At 63.5% G+C, this 22,746-nt stretch carries 22 protein-coding genes; 4 read left to right on the top strand and 18 right to left on the bottom strand.

The window, feature by feature from the left end; all coding sequences use genetic code 11:
- Positions 1–82: 82 nt before the first annotated feature.
- A complete protein-coding gene (locus KHO53_RS23580) occupies positions 83–976 on the top strand; it encodes a bile acid:sodium symporter family protein (protein ID WP_213571002.1) in 894 nt (297 codons plus the stop codon).
- 49 nt (positions 977–1,025) lie between these two features.
- On the opposite strand, the gene KHO53_RS23575 is transcribed toward KHO53_RS23580, so the two are convergent.
- The 8 genes from KHO53_RS23575 to KHO53_RS23540 all read right to left on the bottom strand — a co-directional run bounded on the left by KHO53_RS23575 (position 1,026) and on the right by KHO53_RS23540 (position 9,286).
- Complete coding sequence (locus tag KHO53_RS23575) at positions 1,026–3,011, bottom strand: hypothetical protein (RefSeq protein WP_213571000.1); 1,986 nt, start codon at positions 3,009–3,011, stop codon at positions 1,026–1,028.
- Between the two features lie 134 nt (positions 3,012–3,145).
- Positions 3,146–3,955: an AraC family transcriptional regulator gene (locus KHO53_RS23570; RefSeq protein WP_036995635.1), complete on the bottom strand. Its 810-nt coding sequence runs from the start codon at positions 3,953–3,955 to the stop codon at positions 3,146–3,148.
- Positions 3,956–4,873: a pyridoxal-phosphate dependent enzyme gene (locus tag KHO53_RS23565; protein ID WP_010226056.1), complete on the bottom strand. Its 918-nt coding sequence runs from the start codon at positions 4,871–4,873 to the stop codon at positions 3,956–3,958.
- Entirely contained in the window at positions 4,870–5,346 is a 477-nt protein-coding gene (locus KHO53_RS23560) for a RidA family protein (protein ID WP_213570998.1), read from the bottom strand. Before KHO53_RS23560 ends, KHO53_RS23565 begins: the two co-directional genes overlap by 4 nt.
- A gap of 138 nt (positions 5,347–5,484) precedes the next feature.
- Positions 5,485–5,949, bottom strand: a complete 465-nt coding sequence (locus KHO53_RS23555; RefSeq protein ID WP_010226054.1) for a sterol desaturase family protein — start codon at positions 5,947–5,949, stop codon at positions 5,485–5,487.
- A 54-nt stretch (positions 5,950–6,003) separates the two neighbouring features.
- The gene (locus KHO53_RS23550) at positions 6,004–6,945 is read right to left on the bottom strand and encodes an HlyD family secretion protein (protein WP_010226053.1); all 942 of its coding nucleotides are present in this window, start codon (positions 6,943–6,945) and stop codon (positions 6,004–6,006) included.
- Positions 6,946–6,948: 3 nt separating this feature from the next.
- Positions 6,949–7,149, bottom strand: coding sequence for a DUF1656 domain-containing protein (locus KHO53_RS23545; protein WP_010226052.1), 201 nt, complete (start codon positions 7,147–7,149; stop codon positions 6,949–6,951).
- On the bottom strand, positions 7,139–9,286 hold the full coding sequence (locus KHO53_RS23540; RefSeq protein ID WP_100783258.1) for an FUSC family protein: 2,148 nt from the start codon (positions 9,284–9,286) through the stop codon (positions 7,139–7,141). The genes KHO53_RS23545 and KHO53_RS23540 overlap by 11 nt, the downstream gene beginning before the upstream one ends.
- A gap of 463 nt (positions 9,287–9,749) precedes the next feature.
- On the opposite strand from KHO53_RS23540, the gene KHO53_RS23535 reads away from it, so the two are divergent.
- Positions 9,750–10,457 (top strand): MgtC/SapB family protein, encoded by a 708-nt coding sequence (locus KHO53_RS23535; RefSeq protein WP_213570996.1) that lies wholly within the window; start codon positions 9,750–9,752, stop codon positions 10,455–10,457.
- Here the strand turns inward: KHO53_RS23535 and KHO53_RS23530 are convergent.
- Positions 10,454–10,669 (bottom strand): hypothetical protein, encoded by a 216-nt coding sequence (locus KHO53_RS23530; protein ID WP_010226049.1) that lies wholly within the window; start codon positions 10,667–10,669, stop codon positions 10,454–10,456. The two genes, KHO53_RS23535 and KHO53_RS23530, sit on opposite strands and share 4 nt — an antisense overlap.
- A gap of 192 nt (positions 10,670–10,861) precedes the next feature.
- Between KHO53_RS23530 and KHO53_RS23525 the strand changes: the two genes are divergently transcribed.
- Positions 10,862–11,773, top strand: coding sequence for a LysR substrate-binding domain-containing protein (locus KHO53_RS23525; RefSeq protein ID WP_010226047.1), 912 nt, complete (start codon positions 10,862–10,864; stop codon positions 11,771–11,773).
- A 69-nt stretch (positions 11,774–11,842) separates the two neighbouring features.
- Here the strand turns inward: KHO53_RS23525 and KHO53_RS23520 are convergent, their stop codons facing one another.
- The 8 genes from KHO53_RS23520 to KHO53_RS23485 form a co-directional block, all read right to left on the bottom strand.
- Positions 11,843–12,883, bottom strand: a complete 1,041-nt coding sequence (locus KHO53_RS23520) for a gamma-aminobutyric acid-binding protein (RefSeq protein ID WP_213570994.1) — start codon at positions 12,881–12,883, stop codon at positions 11,843–11,845.
- Positions 12,884–12,937: 54 nt separating this feature from the next.
- The gene (locus KHO53_RS23515; protein WP_036995642.1) at positions 12,938–14,320 is read right to left on the bottom strand and encodes an aspartate aminotransferase family protein; all 1,383 of its coding nucleotides are present in this window, start codon (positions 14,318–14,320) and stop codon (positions 12,938–12,940) included.
- Entirely contained in the window at positions 14,317–15,756 is a 1,440-nt protein-coding gene (locus KHO53_RS23510) for an APC family permease (RefSeq protein ID WP_213570992.1), read from the bottom strand. The genes KHO53_RS23515 and KHO53_RS23510 overlap by 4 nt, the downstream gene beginning before the upstream one ends.
- Before the next feature lie 85 nt (positions 15,757–15,841).
- Positions 15,842–17,335 carry an aldehyde dehydrogenase gene (locus tag KHO53_RS23505; RefSeq protein ID WP_213570990.1) on the bottom strand — a complete coding sequence of 498 codons (1,494 nt, stop codon included), beginning with the start codon at positions 17,333–17,335 and terminating at the stop codon, positions 15,842–15,844.
- Positions 17,336–17,351: 16 nt separating this feature from the next.
- Positions 17,352–18,515 carry an acetylornithine deacetylase gene (gene argE, locus KHO53_RS23500; protein ID WP_010220458.1) on the bottom strand — a complete coding sequence of 388 codons (1,164 nt, stop codon included), beginning with the start codon at positions 18,513–18,515 and terminating at the stop codon, positions 17,352–17,354.
- A complete protein-coding gene (locus KHO53_RS23495) occupies positions 18,508–19,182 on the bottom strand; it encodes a DUF1028 domain-containing protein (RefSeq protein ID WP_213570988.1) in 675 nt (224 codons plus the stop codon). Before KHO53_RS23495 ends, argE begins: the two co-directional genes overlap by 8 nt.
- 10 nt (positions 19,183–19,192) lie before the next feature.
- Positions 19,193–19,603, bottom strand: a complete 411-nt coding sequence (locus KHO53_RS23490) for a RidA family protein (protein WP_003201555.1) — start codon at positions 19,601–19,603, stop codon at positions 19,193–19,195.
- The gene (locus KHO53_RS23485) at positions 19,603–20,919 is read right to left on the bottom strand and encodes a flavin-containing monooxygenase (protein ID WP_036995647.1); all 1,317 of its coding nucleotides are present in this window, start codon (positions 20,917–20,919) and stop codon (positions 19,603–19,605) included. Before KHO53_RS23485 ends, KHO53_RS23490 begins: the two co-directional genes overlap by 1 nt.
- Positions 20,920–21,247: 328 nt before the next feature.
- On the opposite strand from KHO53_RS23485, the gene KHO53_RS23480 reads away from it, so the two are divergent.
- Positions 21,248–21,769, top strand: a complete 522-nt coding sequence (locus KHO53_RS23480; RefSeq protein ID WP_213570986.1) for a GNAT family N-acetyltransferase — start codon at positions 21,248–21,250, stop codon at positions 21,767–21,769.
- Here the strand turns inward: KHO53_RS23480 and KHO53_RS23475 are convergent.
- Positions 21,754–22,725, bottom strand: coding sequence for a DNA-binding protein (locus tag KHO53_RS23475; protein WP_213570984.1), 972 nt, complete (start codon positions 22,723–22,725; stop codon positions 21,754–21,756). The genes KHO53_RS23480 and KHO53_RS23475 overlap by 16 nt on opposite strands.
- Between the last annotated feature and the right edge of the window lie 21 nt (positions 22,726–22,746).

The following is a 22,746-nucleotide window of genomic DNA, read 5'->3' as shown; positions in this document are numbered from 1 at the left end:
GGGCATAAACCGCAAGATAAGTAATGGATATTGAAATCCTTTCCTACACTGGCGTACATCGCCCCTTTTAAGAGTCTATGCCATGACTGCATCGCCCTTGCTCAGTGCCTTCCTGCCCATTGCCCTGGGCTTCATCATGCTCGGTCTGGGGCTGACCCTGACCCTGGCCGACTTTGCCCGGGTGGTGAAGTTCCCCAGGCCCGTGCTGATTGGCCTGGCCTGCCAGATCCTGCTGCTGCCGTTGATCTGCTTTCTGATCGCCAAGGGCTTTGGCCTGGCGCCTGCGCTGGCGGTCGGGCTGATGCTGCTGGCGGCCTCGCCGGGCGGCACCACTGCCAACCTGTTCAGCCACCTGGCCCATGGTGATGTGGCCTTGAACGTGACCCTGACGGCGGTCAACTCGCTGATCGCGATCCTGACCATGCCGCTGCTGGTCAACCTGTCGCTGGCGCACTTCATGGCCGCCGACCAGGCCATCCCGCTGCAGTTTGCCAAGGTGCTGCAGGTATTTGCCATCGTCCTGGTGCCGGTGGCCCTGGGGATGCTGATTCGCTATCTGGCGCCGGGATTTGCAACGCGCATGGAGCGGCCGATGAAAATCATTGCCGCACTGTTTCTGGTATTTACGATTGTCCTGGCGATGGTCAAGGACTGGCAGACCGTCGTCGACTATGCCCCGGTGGTAGGCGGCGCCGCGCTGTTGTTCAACCTGTTGAGCCTGAGCATCGGCTACTGGCTGCCGCGCCTGCTGAACATTCCCAAACGTCAGGCGATTGCCATCGGCATGGAGATCGGCATTCACAACGGCACCTTGGCGATTGCCCTGGCGCTGAGCCCTACCCTGCTGAACAACTCGACCATGGCGATACCGGCGGCGATTTACAGTTTGATCATGTTCTTTACCGCGGCTGGGTTTGGCTGGTGGGTGAGCCGCGCTCGCGAGCATATCAGTGTCGGTGAGGTGGCTGACCAATAACAGACAAGCCCGCTGCTTCAAGGCTAACACAGCGCTGAAGCAGCCGGTTTCAACGCTGGGTCAAGTGCTGTTTGAGCGAGGCTGCCCGGGCGACGATAGTGTGCAATAGCTCACTGCTATCGGTGTCGTTGCCAAATCGACGCTCAATGTCTTCGTAAAGGGCAATGGCCTCGTCCTTACGCTGAAGCGTGCTTAATGTGATGCCTTTGAACAACAGCGCTTTGGCAACCTGCTCACGAAGCCCGAGCGTGGTGTCTTGATCGTAGCGCCGGATGGCCTCGTCATAGGCTGCGATCTCATCAGTACTGGATCCCTTCTTACCAAGCATGACACCTTTGTTGACCAGGGCCACCGCCACGCGCTCGCGAAGCTCAACGTTTTCATCCTTGCCGTAACGCTCTTCGACCAATGCGTAGGCGTTGATAGCCTCTTCAATGCGTCCCTGTTCATTGAGCCTTGCACCTTTGGAAATCAATGCCTTGGCAACCGCGATGCGCACAGGGATCGCCTTGTCGTTACTGTATCGATGATCCACGTCCTGGTAGATGGCAATTGCCTCTTCGCCGCGACCTAACTGGTTCAGTCGATAGGCTTTGCTGGCCAATGCCGTGGCGACCTGTTCACGTATTTCAGGGCTATTGTCCCGGCCATATCGCTGGTCAATCAGGTCATAGGTCTTGAGTTCTTCTTCACTGTCGCCGCGCTGCCCTAGAACAATCGCTTTGTTATAGAGGGAACGGGCAACACGCTCACGCAGGTTAGGATTATCGTCACTGCCGTACCGCTGGTTGATCACTTCATAGGTGGCGATTTCTTCGTCACTGCGCTCAACCTGGCCCAAGGTCAGTGCCTTGTTGAACAGTGCGGTGGCAACCAGTGCACGCAACGCATCGTTATTATCCTGGCCGAAGCGTCGATCAATTTCTTCATACACACTGATCTCCTCATCGCTGCGGTTAAGCCAATCAAGGCTGGAGGCTTTGTTAACCAGCGCCCTGGCGACCTGCTCGCGCACATGGGGATCGGAATCGCCGCGATAGCGTTGATCGACACGGTCATAAACAGCGATTTCTTCTTGCCGGCGACCGAGTTGCGCAAGCGTTATACCTTTGTTGACCAGTGCGCTGGCAACCTGTGCTCGCCACGCCCCCTCGGCATCCCCGTACAAACGATCAATTTCATCGTATACGGCAATTTCTTCATCACTACGCCCCAACTCTGAAAGTGATTCCGCACGCCTCAAGAGGAAATCGACAAAGCGCTCTGGTGAAATGTCTTCGACCTTCCCTTTCTCCAACGCTTTATCGAACCAATACAAGGCCGACTCGTAGTGTTTACCCAGCTGTTCACTGAGCCCGCGCGCATAGTTGTCTTCAGCGGTGAAGTCGTTCTCCGCTTTAGACTTCAATGCCTCGCTGACTTGCAGTACGGCACTTCTGTCATCGTTTGCGCTTTGCAAGAGGTGGTCTTTATGGCCCTCTCGAGAAAAAATCTTCTGGTTTTCCTGATCATGCTTGTTGCGGGTTTCCTCGATGAAATGTTTCAGCTCATCAGCGTGATTCTTGGCATCGGAGGTGTGCTGATCAATTTCCCGATGGGCCTGTGCGACTTTAACCTTGAGCGCACTAATCTCGTCTTGAAGGCTTTCGGTATGCTCTTTAAGCCACTGCTCAACAGCCTCTTTGGCCTCGGTGACCGCTTGATTCTTGGCAGTGAAGTACACGAGCAGACCGGCGATGGTGGCAATGATTGCGACGATCACGGTGATACCGATGCCAACCAGTGTGGAAAGGTTCGAGATTTCCCCGATCGCGTTGGCCTGGCCCGCAATGGACAAGCCGACATCACCGATGCGCTTGTCCTGCGCGTCGAGGCGATTGTCGATGACGCTCTTGAGGATGATCGCCTCGTTTTGCAGTGTGCGCACCTGCTCTTGAAGCGCTTGGGTCTGGTTCTGATTAGCCGCGGGTGCCGCGCTGGCCAGAGAGGCAAGGATTACCAGGCAGAAAGTAAGTCCGGTTAGCAGTGTACGCATACTCATTCCATAGACAGCGGGTGCCTCCCGAAGAGCGGGAAGTTATCGACGCAAAAGAAGTTCCGAGAGGTGGCGTCTGGCGCCGAGCGAAGCGGGGTATAGTTCAGTCCTGGCGCGCACATGTCAACTAGCCATTATTGGCGGGGGGCTTTACCCTGCGCCAGGCCGCGCGGCGGCGCGCCATAGGTGCGGCGGAACAGCCGGCTGAAATGGGCCTGGTCGTAGAAGCCCAGGTCCAGGGCGATGGCACTTAACGGCTGGCCGGCCAGTACCCTGGGCAGGGCCCGCTCCAGGCGCAGCTGGGTCAGCCATTGCTGCGGCGGCAGGCCGCAATGGTTGCGAAAGCGGCGCAGCAGTTGCCAGGGGCTGAGGCCGGTGAAGGCGGCCATCTCTTCCAGGCTTGGCGGCAGGTCCAGGCGCGACTCCAGCCAATCACGCAGTTGCCGCCAACGCAGCGGATCGAAACCCTGGCCGTGTTCGCCGACCTTGAGCGTCGAACCCAGCCCGAGCAACAGTGCCAGGGCCTCCCAAAGCTGGCTCTGGAACGCCAGCGGGTCGCGTTGCCGGTGCAGGCCGTCGAGCAGCTGCTGCAGTTGCGGGTGGCGCAGCTGCAAGGCATTGAGACTGGGCAGGCCCTGGCGGCCGTCGCTCAGGTCACGGCTGACCTCGGCCAGCCAGGCAGGGTCCAGGGTCAGGATGCGGATACTGTAGCCTTGGTCATCGGCACTGGCGCCATCGTGCACATGCTCCGGCGCCATCAGCAGGATGTCCCCTGCCCCGGCCAGCTGGCGCGTGCCGCCGGCGGCGTAACGCTGCTGGCCGGTGACGATCAGGCCGATGTGGTACTCCAGGTGAAAATGCCGGGGAAAGGCAAATTGCTGGTAGCGGGCATCGATCAGGCGCACGCCTGGATGCCCGGGGGCCTGGTGGACGACGCTATCCAACTAGCAGGCCGCCCGCCATTGGCGGATCTGGTCGAGGGTCGCGGTCACGCCACCACAGACGATCACCAGCACTTTCTGGTGCTGCTTGAGTGCTGCCGTTGGCGCATATGCCAGGGCCAGGGCTGCACCGCAGGCGGGCTCGACCAGGATGCGTTGGTCCAGCAGGAACTGCTCGCAGGCCTCCAGCGCCGCCTGATCACTGACCACATGGCTGTACACCGGTCGCTGCTGGCTCCACTCGAACGCCCGCTGGCACACCTGTTTGGCCGCCAGCGAGGTCGCAACGGTATTGATGCTATCGAGCGCCACCAGTTGCTTGCGCGCCATGCAGGCTGCCAGCGAGGCGGCGCCGGCGGTCTCGACGGCAAACACCGGCACCTGGCCCCAGCCGTTGCGCGCCAAGCCTTCACAGACGCCGGACAGCAAGCCGCCGCCACCGACTGCGACCACCACGGCATCGGGCTTGAAACCGGTGGCGGCGACTTCGTCGATCATGGTCGCATGGCCCTGCCACAGCAGCGGGTCATCGAACGGATGGATATAGGCGTCGTCCTCGCCCATCAGCGACAGCGCCAGGGCATTGGCCTCGTGCCAGGCCTTGCCGTGCACGATCACCTCGGCCTGCTCCTGGCGAATCAGTTGCTTGGCCCGCTCGGTGGTGGTCTCTGGCACCACTACCGTCACCGGCAGGCCCAGAATGCGCCCGGCAACAGCCACGGCGATGCCGGCATTGCCGCCCGACGACGACACGAAGCGGCGCTTGCCCTGCTTGGCATAGGCTTCACAGGCGGCACCGATGCCACGCAACTTGAACGAGCCGGACGGCTGCAGCGCATCGAGCTTCAGCCAGATGTCCAGGCCGCTGGCCAGGCTCAACGGGCGTGAGGCCACCAGCGGGGTTTCGATGTGCAGGCTCATAAGGTTTCTCCACTGGCCAATTCAACGATCAGTTCTATTTCGACACAGGCGCCCAGCGGAATCTGGCTGGCCCCGAAAGCGCTGCGGGCATGCCTGCCGCGCTCGCCGAAGACTTCTTCGAACAATTCAGAGCAGCCATCGGCGACCAGATGCTGCTGGGTGTAGTCACTGCTGCTGTTGACCAGGCATAGCAGCTTGACCACTTTGGCCACGCGGTTCAAGTCGCCGGTGGCGGCGAACAAGGTCGCGAGCAGGTCGAGGCCGACCCTGCGCGCGGCGAGGTGCCCGCTGGCGGTGTCCAGTTCGCGGCCGAGCTGGCCAACCCAGGGGGCGCCGTTGTGTTTGGCGATATGACCGGAGATGAACAGCAGGTTGCCACTCTGCACCCACGGCAGATAGGCGGCGGCCGGTGGGCTGGGCGGCGTGAGAATGATGCCCAGTTGTTCCAGGCGCTGATGAGGGGATACGGACATGGCAGGTGGCCTTGAGGAGGGAACCTGGCCAGCCTACTGCTACTGGGCTGTGGGAATCTTGTATGAAATTGCGCTCGATCGCTGGCAGGTCCGGCGTGCACAGATCCCCTGTGGGAGCCGGCCTTGCCGGCGAAAATCTCAGCCGCGCTGCCGCGCCCGCAGCTGCTGCCTCAACCTGCGCAGCGGCGGCGCGTAGAGAAAGCCGAACGACACGTTGTTGTCCCGCCCCTTCAACGCATGATGCAGCATATGCGCGCGGTACAGGCGCTTGAGGTAACGGTTGCGCGGCCGTGGCCGGAACGGCCAGTGCCGGTGAACGATGCCGTCATGGACGATCACATAGATCACCCCGAACGCTGCCACCCCCGCCCCCACCCACTGCAGCGGCGCATGCCCGGCCCTGCCCAGCGCGACCAGGGCAAAGGCGATCAGGGCCAAGGCCAGGAGGTAGACATCGTTGGTTTCCAGCGCCCCCAGGTGCGGTTCATGGTGCGAGCGATGCAGGAACCAGCCCCAGCCATGCATGATGTAGCGATGCGCCAGATAGCCGATGCCCTCCATGGCCGTCAGGGTGCAGAGAAATACAACAAGGTTGAGGATCATGCGCTCAAGTTCGCGTGAGTTGGCAAAAACGCCGCAAAGCCTACCACCTCGGCCCTACTCGCGCACCGTCACTGTCGCCGTGGTACCGGCGCGCAGGTTGGCCTTGCCGGCATAAGCCGGGTCTATTTCAATGCGCACCGGGATGCGCTGGGCCAGTTTCACCCAGGTGTAACTGGGGTTGATATTGGCCAGCAGGCGGTTACCGGGGGCGTTTTCGCGGTCGGTGATGGCGTAAGCGATGCTCTGCACCCAGCCCTGGAAGCGCTCGCCGCTCATCAATGCGATGTCTACCTTGCTGCCCTGATGAATGCGCGGCAGCTTGGTTTCCTCGAAGTAGCCACTGATATGGAACGAGCCGCTATCGACCAGCGCCAGCAGCGGCCCGCCGGCGGTGGCGTAATCCCCCTGGCGGGTCAGCAGGTTGGTCACATAACCGCTGACCGGCGCATAGATGCGCGTGCGTTGCAGGTCCAGTTCCGCCTGGGTCAGGGCGGCGCTGGCCAGTTGCACGTTGGCGCTGGCCAGGCTCAGGTTGGCCTGGCCACGCATCAGTTCGGCCTGGGCCACAGCAACGTCGGTACTGGATTTTTCCCATTCTTCACCGGAGATGGCAAAGCCCTGCTTCAAGGTGCGCCGCCGTTGTTCCTCACTCTGGCGCTGCTTGAGCAGGGCCTGGCTGGAGATGATCGCCGCCTGGGCCAGGCCTTCGCTGGCCCGCGCCACCTCGATGGCCCGGCGGGCATGCTCAACCGCCAGGGCATAACGCTCGGGATCGATCTCCAGCAGCAGCTCGCCCTTGTCGACGTGCTGGTTGTCCGCCACCTTGAGGCTGACGATACGCCCGGCGACATCCGCCGACAGCGTCACCACGTCGGCGCGCACCCGTGCATCACGGGTCCAGGGCGCGCGGGTGTAATGCTCCCAGGCAAACCAGCCGAGCACCAGCGCCAGCACCACCACAACCAGGGTTGAGACCTGGGCGACAAGTTTGTTCAAGGTTCAGCTCCCCATGTACAGGATGATCAACGCGCACAGGCAGGCGTACAACGCGCCTTCAAACAGGGCCGGATGCCAGACCCGCTGCATGACCCCCAGCTTTTGCAGCAGCCAGAGCACGGCAATCAACAGCGGTATAGCCAGCAGCAACGCCTGGGCAATCGGTGGCAGGTAGACGCCGCCAATCTCGAAATCAATGGGCAAGGGCCGGGGCTCCTTCATCTGCAGGTTGAAGATAAGAGCTGTAGTGACGCAAGAAACCGGCGATCACCAGCAAGGCCACACGGATCCGGAACAGCGAGCGTAGCTGTTCGGCCGGCGCCTGCAGCTGTTCGCCGTGCAGGTTGTCGAGGCGCTCACCCAGGTCCTGCAGGGTCTGCAGCAAGGTTGGCAGCACCACCGCAGTACGCCCGGCAATGTACCGGCCAGTATTGCGCAACACCTGCTCAAGCTGGGTGCGCATTGCCTCCGGCAGCAACGGGTTGACCCTGCCCTGCTCCTGCAACTGGCGCAAGGCCACGCCCAGGGCCATGCACGCCAGGTTGACCTCGAACAGCGCCCGCGAACGCGCATCCGTTGTGGCCGGCAGCAGGCCGATAATCAGGGTCAGGCGGTCGACCATGCGACTTTCGAAGGCGAACTGGCGTTCATCCGAGGCCGGGCCCTTGAGCAAGGCATAGACCTGTTCACGGGTTTCGCGAAACAGCCGTTCGATGCGCAACTGCGGGTTGAACGGGAATATCCACGCATACACCATCAATGACAGCGCCGCGCCACAGGCATAGGCACCGGCGAATTCAAACCACTGCATCGCGGTGTTCTGCCAGGCGCCGATGTTCTGCGGGCCGAACAGCAAAAAGCTCGACAGGCCCAGGCCCATGCCGATCCCCGCGGTCATCGGCCCCGACAACCCTACCGCCACCACATAGAGCAACGGCACCAGCAACAGCGCGAGCATTTCGAAGTCGACCACCTGCGGGATCAGCCAGAACTGGTACAGCGCCGACACCACCAGCGCCAGGCCCAGGCCACGGGCGTAGTTCTGCGCGGCCATCAGCGGGCGCGGAAAGGTCGCCATCAGCGAGCACAGAATCCCTACCAGGATCATTCCGGCGCGGGCGCCGTCCCAGGCGGTCTCGATCCAGATCAGCCCGGCAGCGACCAGGGCGATAAAGGCGCGGCTGGCATTCATTGCCGCCAGGCGCCAGTCCAGGTGCAAAGGGTTGGTGCGCCCTTGGCGGTACAGGCAGTCGCCGGCACGGCCTTCCTGAATGGCATCGCTGAGTTCGAGCATTTCCCCCAGCTGTTCAAGCAACCGCGCTTGCTCCCAGCGCAAGGCCCAGGCCAGCGAGCGCAATGGGGTTGGCAGGTCGCTTTGCAGCTGCTCGGCTTGCAGCGCGGCCTGGTCGAAGCGCCGCTGCAGGGCACTGAAATGCTCACGGGCCGGTGCCGGCAAGGCACGGCCCTGCTGCGCCAACTGGTCGAGAAAGGCCAGCTCATCGGCCAGCAGGCGGCTGATGAACTCCGGGTAACTGCCCTGCCAACGCTCGGCGATCATCAGCTTCTGGTTACGCAAAACCGTCAGCCGCGAGCTGAGCAGCACCAACTGGTTGCCCAATAGCTGCACCAGGCCGTTGGCCCCGCGCAAATGCGGCGCATCGAAGTACAGGTGCCGGCGCAGGCCTTCCAGGGCGCTGATCTCACCAAGGATCTGCATCTGCCGCTTGGTGAACTCGGCAGCGCTTTGCTCACCGCGAATCGCCGCCGCAGCATGGCTGGCCATGAGTTTGATCAGGTTGTCGATCTTGGCAAAGTACCCCGTGGCCACCGCCTGCGGCCGCGCACTGAGCAGGCTGACCGCACACACACAGGCCACCGCCAGCAGGGTTTCGGTGACCCGGGTAATGGCCAGCATCAAGGTGTTGTCCTGCTCGGGGATCGCCAGCATCGCCACCACCACGGCGGTAAAACCACTGAGCACGAAGGCATGCGAGCTGGTGTAACGCAACAAGGTACCGCCGGCGGTACACAGGGCCAGCCACAGCGCCAGGGTGATGATGAACGGCAACGGCGCCTGCGGGAACAGCGCCATGATCAGCACCGCCACCGCCGCCCCGAGGGTGGTGCCGAGCACCTGAGCGAAGCTGCGTTGCAAGGTCATGCCGCCCAGCGGCTGGCTGACGATGAACACCGCCATGATCGACCACTTGGGTTGGTCCAGGTCAAAGATGAACGCCAGGTACAAGGTCAACAGGCAGGCGACGATGGTCCGCAGGGCGAAGCGCAGCGTATCTGCCCCCGGATGCAGCACCAGCCGCCAGTAATTGATCAATGGTTGCACACCGGTCTCTCGAAAGTCCTTTCAGCGAACACTAGCCATAGAAGCGCTCCAGGGAAAGACCACGATATGACCCAGAGCGTTGCAAATCCGGAACGATAAACCGCTATCAAACAACAAATGTCATGTTTTTACCCTTGACCCTGCCAGGCCCGAGGGTTAGTTTCTCGCCCGCATTTTTGCATGCCTACACAGGAGTCCTGCATTGGACAGTAGCTCTGGTCGATTGCGACAGGTCCACACGGCGCGCTAGTTCAGCAGGTTGCTTCTGCCACTGGCACGCCGAACATGGCGGTTAGTGGCGATTCGCATCCCTTGCGGATGACAAATCCTCATTCTCCCTCCCGCACACCTGGCACCTTCAATGGTGTTGAAGGTTCGTGGCCCTGCGCATTCTCTTTGTTCACGAGTATCACCTTTGGGGTCGATGCCAAAGCGACGCATTGCCGTGGATTCGAGGTTTGCTATGGATTGGAAAGTATTTCTGCTGCGCGTCACCGTCGCGCTGGTACTCGGGGCGCTGATCGGCGCCGAGCGTCAACTGCGTCAGCGCCTGACCGGCCTGCGCACCAACGCGCTGGTCAGCACCGGCGCCTGCCTGTTCGTGCTGATGACCCAGGCGGTGCCGGGCATGGCCGCGACCGATGCCTCGCGCGTTGCCGCGTATGTGGTCTCGGGCATCGGCTTTCTCGGCGGTGGCGTGATCATGCGCGACGGCCTCAACGTGCGCGGCCTGAACACCGCCGCCACGCTCTGGTGCACCGCGGCCGTTGGCGTGCTGTGCAGCCTGGGCCTGCTGCTGGAGGCCGCGCTGGGCAGTTGCGTGGTGCTGTGCGCCAATATCCTGCTGCGCGACATCGCCCAGCGCCTGAATCATCAGGACGTGCTGCCGGCCAACGAGGCCGAGCAGCGCTTTGAAGTGCGCATCACCTGTCGCGCCGAGGACGAGATCCAGGTGCGCAGCCTGATGCTGCACAGCTTCGGCAACGGCGGTCTGCGCCTGCAGTCGCTGCACAGTGAAGACCTGGCCAACCCGGCCAAGCTGGAAGTGCGCGCCGAACTGATGGGCAGCCCCGATGCGCCCACCCAGCTTGAACGCCTGGTCAGCCGGGTGAGTCTGGAAAAAGGCGTGAGCTCGGTGCGTTGGCAAGTGCATGAGCTCACGGCCGATTAACGGCGATCGTCCGACAGCGGGGTGGGCTGATCAGGCTTGGGCAGGGGGTCGTCCAGCGACGGGGCATCGGGCATGCGCTCGATGTCCTGGGACGGGTCGCGCCGTTGCCGGTCATCTGCTACGTTGGGGTCACTGACCGGGTCATGTTCGCGCTGCGGGTTGTTAAGTGGATCCTTCCAGAGGGGATCACTTTCGGGACGTGGCTGGCTCATGACAACTACCTCGCAATAGCGGCGCAAAAGTATGCGCACCGTACAGTTTCGAGGTGTTTTGAGTGCCTGCAGTGCCGTCCAGGCGATCAACGGCAGGCCCGCAAAAATATGCCCAGTGGCAAGTAAAATCCGCTGCAGCACCCAGCTGATCAAGGGGTATCGTGTAGCAAAATAATCAGCCAGAGGTGCACTGTGGCGTCCTATACCTTGCGTCAGTTGAAGTACTTCGTCACCACCGTTGAATGCGGCAGCGTCGCCGAGGCGTCGCGCAAGCTGTACATCGCCCAGCCGTCGATCTCCACGGCGATCAAGGGCCTGGAAGACAGCTTCGGCGTACAGCTGTTCATCCGCCATCACGCCCAGGGCGTTTCACTGACCCCAAGTGGTGCACGCTTCTACCGCAAGGCCCAGGAACTGCTGCGCATGGCCCGCGAGTTCGAACAGAACGCCCTGGCCGACAATGACGTGGTCTGTGGCCAGATCGACATCGGCTGCTTCGAGACCGTCGCCCCGCTCTACCTGCCGCGCCTGATCGCCGGCTTTCGCCAGCGCTTCCCGGGCGTGGAGATCCGCCTGCAGGACGGCGAGCAGCAGGAACTGGTGCAAGGCCTGACCGGCGGGCGTTTCGACCTGGCGATCTTCTATGAGCACGATTTGGACAGCACCATCGAAGTCGAAGCCCTGACCGCCCCGCAGCGCCCCTATGCGCTGGTGCCGGCCGGCCATCGCTTTGCCGGGCAGGCCCAGGTGTCGATCCGTGACCTGGCCCTGGAGCCAATGATCCTCCTCGACGTGCAGCCCAGCCGAACCTATTTCGTGAGTATTTTCGAAGAGCTGCAACTGAGCCCCAACATCGTCTTCAGCTCGCCATCGATCGAGATGGTGCGCGGCATGGTGGGCCAGGGCTTTGGCTTTGCCCTGCTGGTGACCAAGCCCCATGGCCATAGCACCTATGACGGCCAGGAGGTGGTCTGCGTGGAGATTGCCGAAGATGTCACCGGATCGGCGCTGGTGGCTGGCTGGCTCAAGCGTGCGCAACTGACCAAGCCTGCGCAGCTGTTTGTCGATTACTGCAAGGAGCAGTTTGCCGCGTGGCTGGCTTAGGGTTCAACAGCATCGCGGGGCAAGCCCGCTCCCACATTATCTGTGGGAGCGGGCTTGCCCGCGATGAACTCAGCGCGCCGCCCAGGCGTTGAAACGCTGCTCCAGTTCCTCGCCATGGTCCACCCAGAACTCGGCATCCACCGCCCGCGCCCCGGCCAGGTTGGCTGCAGCGGTCGGCAACTGCTGCTGGACAGTCGCAGGCAACAGCTTCAACGCCTCGCGATGTACCGGCCCGTAAGGGATCTGCTCGGAGAACACCTTCTGGGTCTGTGGCTGGCTGGCAAAGGCAATGAAATCCTCGGCCAACGCTTTGTTCGGCGTGCCCTTGACCACCGCCCAGTACTCCGGGTCGTACAGGCTCTGCGGCCAGACGATGCTGAGCTTCATGCCCTCCTTCTGCGCCGAGGCGATCCGGCCGTTGTAGGCCGCGCTCATGACCACGTCACCGGCGATCAGCCACTGCGCCGGTTGCGCGCCGGCTTCCCACCACTGGATATTGCCTTTGATCTGGTCCAGCTTGGCAAAGGCGCGGCTGACGCCCTCGGCGGTGCCGAGCACTTGATACAACTGCTCGGGCTTGACGCCGTCGGCGAGCAAGGCGATTTCCAGGGTGTACTTGGCGCCCTTGCGCAAGCCGCGCTTGCCAGGGAAGTCGGCAACGTTCCAGAAGTCCGCCCAGGAGCTCGGCGCCCTGGCCAGCTTGCCGTTGTCGTAGGCCATGACCATCGACCACACATAGGTGGCCACCCCGCATTCACTCAGGGTACCCGGCACGAACTGCGCCGGGTCGCCGAAGCGCGCCGGATCGAGGCGTTCGAACAGGCCCTCGTCGCAGCCGCGCAGCAGCTCCGGGCTTTCGACTTCGACCACATCCCAGCTGGTATGGCCGACATCGACCATGGCCTTGATCTTCGACAGCTCACCGTTGTACTCGCCGGCAACCACGCGTCCTGCACCGCTGGCGTTGAAAGGTTGGAAGTAGGCCTTGTCCTGGGCCTGCTTGGTGGCACCGCCAAAAGAGATGACGGTGAGGTTCTGCGGCGCAGCCGACACGGCACTGCACAGCAAAACCAGGGCAAAGGGAACACAGCAACGCAAGGATCTGGACATGAAGCGGTTCCTCTAATAGGCCGACGCGCCCGCACGCGCCGGCCGCTTGTGGGCTTACAGGCGACCGAATTCGCGGGCGGTACGGTCTACGGCGGTACGGGTCTTGTCGACCAGTTCATCGATGTCGGCGTGGCTGGCCACCAGGGCCGGGGCCATGATCATTCGGCCCAGGGTCGAGCGGATGATCAGGCCTTCTTCAAAACCGAGGGTGCGGCAACGCCAGGCCATGTCGTTTTCGTTGGCGAAGCGCTTGCGGCTGGCCTTGTCTTCGGCGAACTGCAAGGCGGCAACCAGGCCGGTGCCCTGCACCTCGCCAATCAATGGGTGGTTGCCGAACACCTCACGCAGGCAGCGCTGCAGGTACGGGCCGGTCTGCTGCTTGACCCGGCTGACGATGCCTTCGTCGCGCAAGGCCTTGAGGTTGGCAATCGCCACCGCGGCCGCCACCGGGTGGCCGGAATAGGTCAGGCCGTGGGCGAACACCCCGCCCTGCTCCACCAGCACTTGCGCCATGCGCTTGGAGAGGATCAGGCCGCCCATGGGGATGTAGCCGCTGGTCAGGCCCTTGGCGATCGACAGGGTGTCGGGCTCGAAACCAAAGTGCTGGTGGGCGAACCACTCGCCGGTCCGGCCAAAGCCACCGATCACCTCATCGGCGCACAGCAGCACGTCGTATTGACGGCAGATGCGCTGGATTTCCGGCCAGTAGCTTTCGGGCGGGAAGATCATGCCGCCAGCGCCCTGGAACGGCTCGGCAACGAAGGCCGCAACGTTCTCGGCACCCAGTTCGAGGATCTTTTCTTCCAGCTGGCGCGCCGCGCGCAGGCCGAATTCGGCCGGGGTCAGGTCGCCTTCGTGGGCGAACCAGTACGGCTCGTCGATGTGTGCAACATCGGGGATCACCCCGCCCATGTCGTGCATGAACTTCATCCCGCCCAGCGCCGTAGCGCCCAGGGTCGAGCCGTGGTAGCCGTTCCAGCGGCCGATCATGATCTTCTTCTGCGGCTGGCCGAGGATCTGCCAGTAGCGGCGCACGGTACGGATCAGCACCTCGTTGGCTTCGGAGCCGGAGTTGGTGTAGATCGCGTGGCTGTAGTGCGCCGGCAACAGGCTGAACAGCAGCTCGGACAGCTCGACCACCGCCGGGTGGGTGGTGTGGAAGAACATGTTGTAGTACGGCAGTTGCTCAAGCTGCTGGCTGGCGGCCGCGGCCAGGTCCTTGCGGCCATAGCCGAGGTTGGTGCACCACAGCCCCGACATGCCGTCCAGGTAGCGTTTGCCGTCGTTGTCCCACAAGGCCAGGCCTTGGCCACGGACGATCACCCGTGGGCCTTCGGCGTTCAGTGCCTTCTGGTCAAGAAAGGCATGAATGTGGTGCGCGGCGTCCGCTGCCTGGTAATCACCGGTGCTACGGACAGGTTTCTCTTGAGCGGTCATTGCGAGTCTCCTTGCGGGTTTTTATCGTGTTGAGTGCCGAGTGCGCGCTCTAGCGGCTCCGGCTTGAACAGTGGCTTGCCCATCACACCCTTGATCCACAGCACGGCGATGATCGAGACGATCAGCAGCACCAGGCCTGCGTAGGCAAAAATCGAAAAGGTCATGTCCGGGCTCGGCGAGACGTTCCAGATCGCAAACAGCATGCCGGCGATGCCGAACAGCTGCGGCAACGGGTAGAACGGCGTGCGGAACGGCCGCGCCACCTGCGGGTAACGCCGGCGCAGAGCGATGACGTTGACGTGGGTGATGATGTAGGCCAGCAACCAGGCCAGGGCGGCGGACAACAGCAGCTGGTTGATCGCATCGGCATGGTCGTGCATCAGCAGCAACGGCAGGCCGGTGACCGCAGCGATGAACAGCACTGCCACCCAGGGCGCACCGGTGCGCTTGCCCTGGCGCTTGAACACGCCAAAGGCCTGGCCGTTGCGGGCCATGCCCAAGAGCATGCGCGGGATCGCCGCCAGCGAGCTGTTGAGGGTGCTGCAGGTGGCGGTAATCGCGGCGGTGACCAGGAACACCTTGCCGGCCTCACCGAACACCGTGGTGGCGAACAGGTAGTGCGGCAGGCCGTTGCTGGCCAGTTCCGCCTGCGGCACGGTGAGCAAGGCACCCAGGCCGTACAGGCTGATGATCACGAAGATGATGGTCAGGCCGAGCATCATCGACCCCGGGATGTTGCGCTCCGGACGGCGGGTTTCTTCTACCAGCGGGCAGACGAACTCGGCGCCGACAAAGCCCCACACCGCCATCGCCGTCAGGGCGATCACCCCCAGGCCCAGCGGGTTCCAGTGGGCACTGTCGAACAGCGCCGGGTTGGGCGCGACGATATCGCTGTTCATCGCGCTCAGGCCCATCACCAGCAACACCACGGTCATCACCACCGCCAGCACCGTTTGCAGGCGGGCGAAGATGTCGATGTTGAACAGGTTGAGCACGGTGAACAGCGCCAGCACCCCGAGGGCCACGGTCAAGGGCGGCATGGCGTGCGGGTAGACCTTGTCGATGATGAACTCCATCAGCAACAGCTCGGCCGACAGGGCGAACATCGCCACCACCACATAGCCGGAGAAGGTCGCCAGGATCGCCGGGAACTGACCGATGGCGACTTCGGTGTAGCTGCTCAGGCTGCCGGCGCGGGGGATCATCAGTGCCAGCTCCGAGAACGAACAGGCGTAGCTCAGGGCCAGCAGATAGGCCAGGCCCAGGGGCACGATAAAGCCCAGGCCGGCGATGCCGACGCCTTGCAGCATCAGCACCATGACGCCCTGGGACACCACCAGGCCGATAGCCACCGCCAACAGCGCAGTGAGGCCGAGTTTCTTGCGACTTGCAGGCGGCGCCAGGGCGCCGGTTTGCACGCTTGCATTGCTGTTCATCGGTTGCTCCGAGTTGTTGTTATTGGAAGAACAGAGTTGTTGCCTGTGCTGGCCTCATCGCTGGCAAGCCAGCTCCCACAGGCCTTCAGCCACGCAGCTGAATCCAGGTGGTTTTAAGCTGCGTGTACTTGTCGAACGAATGCAGTGACAGGTCGCGGCCAAAACCCGACTGCTTGCCGCCACCAAAGGGCACGGTCACATCCAGGGCATCGACGGTATTGACCGACACCGTGCCGGCATTCAGCCGCCGGGCGACGCGGTGGGCACGGTTAAGGTCGTCGGTCCACAGCGAAGCCGCCAAGCCATAGATATGGTCATTGGCCATGGCCACTGCCTGGTCTTCGTCATCGAACACGCTGACCGCCAGCACCGGGCCGAAGACCTCTTCGCGGGCCAGGGTCATTTCAGCGGTTACGCCGGTAAAGATCGTCGGCTCGATGAAGTTGCCGGAGCCGTCGAAACTCAACTGCCGACCACCACACACCAGCTGCGCGCCCTCGGCCTGGGCCTGCTCGATGTAATGCATGATCCGCTGCGCCTGGCGGCTGTCGACGATGGCCCCGGCGCGGCTCGCCGGGTTCAGCGGATTGCCCGGCTGCCACTGGCGCGCCTTGTCGATCAGACGCGCAATGAACGCATCGGCGATCGAGCGCTGCACCAGCAGGCGCGAATTGGCCGAGCAGACTTCGCCCTGGTTGAAGAAGATCCCGAACGCGGCTTTCTCGGCCGCCAGGTCCAGGTCCTGGCAGTCGGCAAACACCAGGTTCGGGCTCTTGCCACCGCATTCGAGCCACACCTGCTTGAGGTTCGACTGCGCGGCGTACTGCATGAAGTACTTGCCGACCTCGGTGGAGCCGGTGAACGCCAGGGCATCGACGTCCGTGTGCAGGCCCAGAGCGCGACCAGCCTCCTCGCCCAGGCCCGGCACGACGTTGAGCACGCCCCTGGGAATGCCCGCTTCAATCGCCAGCTCGGCCAGGCGCAGCGCCGAGAACGGCGATTGCTCGGCCGGTTTGAGCACCACGCTATTGCCCGCGGCCAATGCCGGGGCAAGCTTCCAGGCGGCCATGTCCAGCGGGAAGTTCCACGGCACCACGGCGCCGATCACCCCCAGCGGCACGCGGGTGATGGTCGCCAGGGCATTGCTGGCGGTCGGCGCCACCTGATCGTAGAGTTTGTCGAGGCTTTCGCCGTACCAGGCAAACACATGGGCGGCGCCCGGCACGTCGATGTTCCAGGCATCCATCACCGGCTTGCCCATGCTCAGCGAGTCGAGCAATGCCAGCTCATCGCGGTGTTCGAGCATCAATTGCGCCAGGCGCAGCAGCACGGCCTTACGCTCGGTCGGTGCCCTCTTCGCCCAGGAGCCTTGCTCGAACGCCTGGCGAGCACTGTGCACGGCCTGGTCGACCTCGACCTGGCCGCAGGCTGCAACCTGGGCCAGTAGCTTGCCGGTGGCCGGGTTGATGACATCGAATCGCGCCCCGCTGCGCGCTTGACAGGCCTCGCCGTCGATAAACGCGCTGTCGATCAGGCGCTGCTGTTGCGCCAGGGTTGTCCACTCGTTGCAGTTTTTCACCGCAGACTCCTTATTGTTATCCGTTGTTGGAGAGGTATTCGGCCAAACGGTCCATCAGGCGGTCACAGGCCGCCATCTGTTCGACGCTGACGAATTCATCCGGCTTGTGACCCTGGTCCATGCTGCCCGGCCCGCACACCACGGCCGGGATCCCGGCCTGGTCGAACAAGCCGCCTTCGGTGCCAAAGGCCACGGTGCTGAAGGCGTCGCTGCCGCACAGCTGCGCAACCAGTTGCGCCGCCGCGCTCTCAGGCGCGGTGGCCAGGCCCGGGTAAGCGGACAGCGGCTCGAAGCGAATCGCCGTGTCGGCCTTGACCGCCTGCATGGCCGGCAGCAGCGTTTGCTGCGCATAACGTTGCAGCTCGTCCACCACCGCCTGCGGCTCGAAGGCCGGCAAGGCGCGCACCTCAAAGTCGAAGCGGCAAGTGGCCGGGACGATGTTCAGCGCCGTGCCGCCGTGGATCACCCCAACCTGCACGGTGGAGAACGCCGGATCGAAGCGCGCATCATGATGCTCCGGCGCCGCCAGGCGCTGGCCGATGTCGCCCAGGCGGCCGATCAAGCGCGCCGCCTGCTCGATGGCGTTGACGCCATACGGCGCATAGGCCGAATGACACGGCGCACCGTGTACGTGGCAGCGCATGGCCAGCTTGCCCTTGTGGCCGAGCACCGGTTTGAGCTCGGTGGGTTCGCCGATCAGGCACAGCGCCGGTTGCGGGATGCGCTGGGGCAGCACGTCCAGCAGGCTGCGCACGCCCAGGCAACCGACCTCCTCGTCATAGGAGAACGCCAGGTGCACCGGCCGGCGCAGGGGGCTGGCGAGAAACACCGGCACCGCCGCCAGCACCGAAGCCAGGTAGCCTTTCATGTCGGCGGTGCCACGGCCGTACAGCTTGCCGTCGCGCTCGGTGAGGCTGAACGGCTCAACCGTCCACGCCTGGCCGTCCACCGGCACTACGTCGGTATGCCCCGACAGCACCACCCCGCCCGCCACTGCCGGGCCGATGCTGGCCAGCAGGTTGGCCTTGGTCCGTTCGTCGTTGTAGATCAGCTCGCAGCTCACCCCCAGGCCGTGCAGGTAGTCGCGGACGAACTCGATCAAGGCCAGGTTCGAATCGCGACTGACCGTGGCAAAGCCGATCAGCCTGGCCAACAAGGCACGACTGCGCAGCTCACTCATCGCCCGGCACTCCGTAGCTCGGCGCCAGGGTCGGGTTGAGGGCGCGGGTCAGGTAGTCCTGCAACTGCGGCTGGTAAGCGGTCCAGAGTGTGTTCAGCTCGCCAATGGGGTTTTCCTCGGCCCAGTCCACGCGCAGGTCGACGATCGGCCAGAGCAGCTCGCCGACCACCGACAGCGCCGCCGAATGCACCACCCCGGCTTCGCCGCCGGCGTCCTGGCCGGCCTGCAGCGCGCTCAGCAAGCGGGCGGCCAGGCAGCCCTCGCTGTTCTCGAAAGCCTCGACCATGCGCTCGATCACCGCACTGCTGGCCAACAGGTTGCCCGCCGCCACGCATTGCTCACCGGCCACGGCATTGTGGATGCCCAACGCATGGTTGCCGCTGAACAGCGCCGTGCGCCCCTGGGCATCGATCACCGCCACCTGGCGGTATTGGCTGTAACCGTTGCGGGTCAAGGCCCGGTCCAGGGCCTGGTGCGGCGCCAGGCCTTCATCGAGGCCGTCGAGTATCTGCGGGCCGAGGGCCGGCAAGGTGATGTTCTGGCTCGACACCGCACCGACGCCGCTGCGCAGCCACGGGCAGCGGGCGCCGACGGCGATGCTCGATGAGCTGATGGCAATGCCCAGTTGGCCGGTGTCGGCGCAGCGGCCAACGATGGAAAAGGTCATGGCACGCTCCTTATTCGGGGATGACCGCAATCACGTCGATTTCCATCAGCCACTGCGGCTGGCCGAGGGCGCTGACCACCAGGCCCGTGGAGATCGGAAACACGCCCTTGAGCCATTTGCCGACCTCCTGGTACACCGGCTCGCGGTAGCGCGGGTCGATCAGGTAGGTGGTGGTCTTGACGATATGACTGAGGTCGCTACCGGCCTCCTCCAGCAACTGCTTGACGTTGCGCATGGCCTGCTCGGCCTGGGCCCGTGGATCACCGAGGCCGACCAATTGGCCATTGAAGTCGGTGCCCACCTGGCCCCGCACATACACGGTGTTGCCGGCACGCACGGCCTGGCACAGGTCGTTGTCCAGGGTCTGGTTGGGGTAGGTGTCTTTGGTGTTGAACATGCGAATACGGGTATGAGTAGGCATCAACGGGCTCCGATCAGGCTGGCAGGTTGGCTGGACGCTTCGCGCTCGGCTTGGCGTTGCGCGGCGTCGCGGTAATTGAGGTAGGTGCGTTGCTTGGCAATGTGCTCGGCGATGTGCTTGGCGTCGTGCCACACGCCCCAGATAAACGCCGAGCCGCGCCGCGACAACCATGGCAGGCCGACGAAATAGACCCCCGGCTCGCTGGACACGCCGCGCTGGTGGCGGGGCTTGCCGTTGTCTTTGAAGGCGTCGACCTGCAACCAGCTGTAGTCCACCGAATAGCCGGTGGCCCAGATGATGGTGCTGACGCCGGCCTTGGCCAGGTCGAGTTCGAGAATCGGCTGGGTCAGGCACTGCGGGTCGGGGAGAATCTCCCGCGCTTGCGGCTCTTGCGGCAGGTCGAGGCCATTGCGGGCGATATAGGCGTCGGCGGCATCGAGCAGCGCCAGGTAGTTTTCGTCACCGCGGGCGATGTTCTCGGCCAGGTTCGCCTCGAAACTGACCACGCCATTGTCAAAGCCCTTGGTCAGGCCGACCAGGGTCATGCCCTGCTGCGCCAGCCTGCGAAAATCGACCGTATGGCCGCCGCGCGCACCGCTGACGGCGATGGTCACGTGCTCCTTGCCCGGCTGCATGGTCTCGGCATCCCACTCGCCGAGCACGCCCAGCCACCAGCAGAAATCACGGTTGCGGTAGGCCCGTGGCGGCCGGTCGTGGGCACCGACCGAGAGGTACACCTGCTTGCCGGCGCGTTGCAGTTCATCGGCGATCTGCACCCCCGAGGAGCCGGCACCGACCACCAGCACCGCCCCTTCAGGCAGCTGCTGCGGGTTGCGGTACGCGGCCGAGTGGATCTGCAGCACGCTCGACTGTTGCGCGGCAATCGGCGGGATCACCGGGCGCTGGAACGGGCCGGTGGCGACCACCACCTGCTGGGCTTCGATCACCCCGTCGCTGGTTTGCACGGTGAACCCCGGGCGATCGCTGTTGCGCACGACCTGGGTGACATCGACGCCGGTGCGGATCGGCGCGTTGAACTTACGGGCGTAGGCTTCGAAGTAATCGGCAACCTGGTCCTTGCCGGCGAAGGCATCCGGGTCCAGGCCCTCGAATTCCAGGCCCGGGAAGCGGTCGTGCCAGGCCGGGCCGTTGGCCACCAGCGAATCCCAGCGGCCGGTGCGCCAGGCTTCGGCAATGCGCTTGCGTTCCAGCACCAGGTGCGGCACGCCCAGGCGGCTCAGGTGTTCACTCATGGCCACACCGGCTTGCCCGGCGCCAACTACAAGCGTATCGATCTTGGTTTTATGGGTTGTCATGTCTGCGCCCTACTGAGTTGTCCCACGCGGGTAGCCGTGGGAGGGTGTAGGGCGCATTCTGGGAGCGCGCGGGAAAACGCGAAATTATGATTTTTGTGGTTGTTAGAGAGTAAAAAACTGGGGCTGCTTTGCAGCCCATCGCTGGCAAGCCAGCCCTCACAGGGATGTTGCACACCACAACTCCTGTGGGAGCTGGCTTGCCAGCGATCGAGCGCGAAGCGGTCGCTAGTACGTTTCTGGCGTTAGTCCAAAAGTGCCAAAAGGCCCACCTGTTGCGGATCGGCCGACGATTGACGACACTGCAGCTTTACCCTGCACAGTTGCCATCATGCCCCTGAACATTCGCCTGGCCCGCGTCGAAGACGCCCCCCTGCTGCCCGCCGTCGAGCGTTCGGCGGCGCAATCCTTTATCCATCATCACGGCCTTGAATGGATTGCCCAGGGGCCGGTCATGAGCACGGCTGAGCACCTGGCCTTTATCGATCAGGGCCATGAATGGGTGCTGGTAGACCCAGACGATCAACCCCAGGGGTTTCTCTGCGCCACGCCGTCGGGTGCCGACCTGTTCGTTCATGAACTGTCGGTTGCCCAGCACGTCCAGGGTCAGGGCCATGGTCGCAGGCTGATCAACACCGCCTGCCAGTGGGCCCGCGAACACGACTTTCAGGGCCTGACCCTGACCACGTTCGCCCAGGTGCCCTGGAACGCGCCCTTCTATGCCCGCCTGGGTTTCGCGCTACTGACCGAACAGCAACTCAGCCCGGCCCTGCACCAGCAATTGACACGTGAACAGTTGCAGGGGCTGACCGGGCGCTGCGCCATGCGCCTTGATCTTCAGCCCTTGTCCTGAGCCTGCTCGCCGGCGCGTTCAGCCTGGCGCAGTTGCGCTTCCTGCTTGCCAATCAGCTGCAACTGGCGGCGCAGCTCCGAGACCCGTTCGGCCAGGCTCAAGGCCAGGTCCTTGTTCTGTTTCTCCAGTTCGTCACGTGATCCGCTGAGCTGCGCAAGCTTCACGTCCAGCCCGTGGATCTGCGCCTGCTGACGCTCGCTCTGGGTCTTGAAGCCACGCTGGGCCTCCTTGAGGGTGCGGATCTGCACCAGCAAGCCTTCGTTGTCGCGGTTCAGCCGGGTCAGCTCGTCCTGTTTGACGATCAGGGTCTGCTGCAACTGGCGCACTTCCACCTGCAGCAACTGCACCTGGGCCTCATGACGGCGCTGATCCTGATCACGCTGCTCGCGGCTGGCGTTGCGGTAATGCTCAAGGGCATCGCGGGCATGCTGGTGCTTGTCTTCCAGCGAGCGGATCTGCTCGTCCTTGTCCGCCAGACGCAGGTTCAGCTCGCCGACGGCCTGGTTGAGGGTGGCGTTACGCGTCTGCTCGCTTTGCAGGGTGCTGCGGGCGGTGGCCAAGGCTTCTGACTCGCCGGCCAGTGCCGCCGCCTGGATCTCGTGCTGCTGTTGCAATGCGGCCAACGCCTGCTGGCTGATCTGTACTTGCGCGAGCAACGTCTGGCGCTGTTGTTCAAACGCGCTACGGGCTTGCTCGATGCGCGCCTCGCCCTCCTCCCGCAACTGTTCAGCCAGTTGCTCGACCAATGTCGCCAGCGTGCCACTGAGGTTTGGCGTACTGGCAGGCACGGCGGGCTGCAGGCTTTCCAGCGCTTTCAGGTAACGGTGAATGGTGGTTTTCGAACCGGTATTGCCCAGTTCGATACGTACCGCATCGATACTTGGATGCTCGCCACGGGCCAGCAATGCTTGCCGCGCCTTGTGCACTAATGCCTGGTTGATGCCGCCACGGGCCATGTCAGCTCCTACGATTTCGTA

The sequence above is a fragment of the Pseudomonas sp. RC2C2 genome, assembly GCF_018390435.1.
Taxonomy (GTDB): domain Bacteria; phylum Pseudomonadota; class Gammaproteobacteria; order Pseudomonadales; family Pseudomonadaceae; genus Aquipseudomonas; species Aquipseudomonas donghuensis.
This window is presented reverse-complemented; position numbering and strand designations above follow the sequence as displayed.

Bases quoted from the DNA above. Each gene is read 5' to 3' on its own strand.
- KHO53_RS23580 (WP_213571002.1), top strand. From the start codon at position 83: ATGACTGCATCGCCCTTGCTCAGTGCCTTCCTGCCCATTGCCCTGGGC.
- KHO53_RS23575 (WP_213571000.1), bottom strand. From the start codon at position 3,011: ATGCGTACACTGCTAACCGGACTTACTTTCTGCCTGGTAATCCTTGCC.
- KHO53_RS23565 (WP_010226056.1), bottom strand. From the start codon at position 4,873: ATGAGCCTGCACATCGAAACCCCGCTGGTGGCCTCACGCCCGTTGAGC.
- KHO53_RS23560 (WP_213570998.1), bottom strand. From the start codon at position 5,346: ATGTCCGTATCCCCTCATCAGCGCCTGGAACAACTGGGCATCATTCTC.
- KHO53_RS23555 (WP_010226054.1), bottom strand. From the start codon at position 5,949: ATGATCCTCAACCTTGTTGTATTTCTCTGCACCCTGACGGCCATGGAG.
- KHO53_RS23535 (WP_213570996.1), top strand. From the start codon at position 9,750: ATGGATTGGAAAGTATTTCTGCTGCGCGTCACCGTCGCGCTGGTACTC.
- KHO53_RS23530 (WP_010226049.1), bottom strand. From the start codon at position 10,669: ATGAGCCAGCCACGTCCCGAAAGTGATCCCCTCTGGAAGGATCCACTT.
- KHO53_RS23520 (WP_213570994.1), bottom strand. From the start codon at position 12,883: ATGTCCAGATCCTTGCGTTGCTGTGTTCCCTTTGCCCTGGTTTTGCTG.
- KHO53_RS23515 (WP_036995642.1), bottom strand. From the start codon at position 14,320: ATGACCGCTCAAGAGAAACCTGTCCGTAGCACCGGTGATTACCAGGCA.
- KHO53_RS23510 (WP_213570992.1), bottom strand. From the start codon at position 15,756: ATGAACAGCAATGCAAGCGTGCAAACCGGCGCCCTGGCGCCGCCTGCA.
- argE (WP_010220458.1), bottom strand. From the start codon at position 18,515: ATGAGTGAGCTGCGCAGTCGTGCCTTGTTGGCCAGGCTGATCGGCTTT.
- KHO53_RS23495 (WP_213570988.1), bottom strand. From the start codon at position 19,182: ATGACCTTTTCCATCGTTGGCCGCTGCGCCGACACCGGCCAACTGGGC.
- KHO53_RS23490 (WP_003201555.1), bottom strand. From the start codon at position 19,603: ATGCCTACTCATACCCGTATTCGCATGTTCAACACCAAAGACACCTAC.
- KHO53_RS23485 (WP_036995647.1), bottom strand. From the start codon at position 20,919: ATGACAACCCATAAAACCAAGATCGATACGCTTGTAGTTGGCGCCGGG.
- KHO53_RS23480 (WP_213570986.1), top strand. From the start codon at position 21,248: ATGCCCCTGAACATTCGCCTGGCCCGCGTCGAAGACGCCCCCCTGCTG.
- KHO53_RS23475 (WP_213570984.1), bottom strand. From the start codon at position 22,725: ATGGCCCGTGGCGGCATCAACCAGGCATTAGTGCACAAGGCGCGGCAA.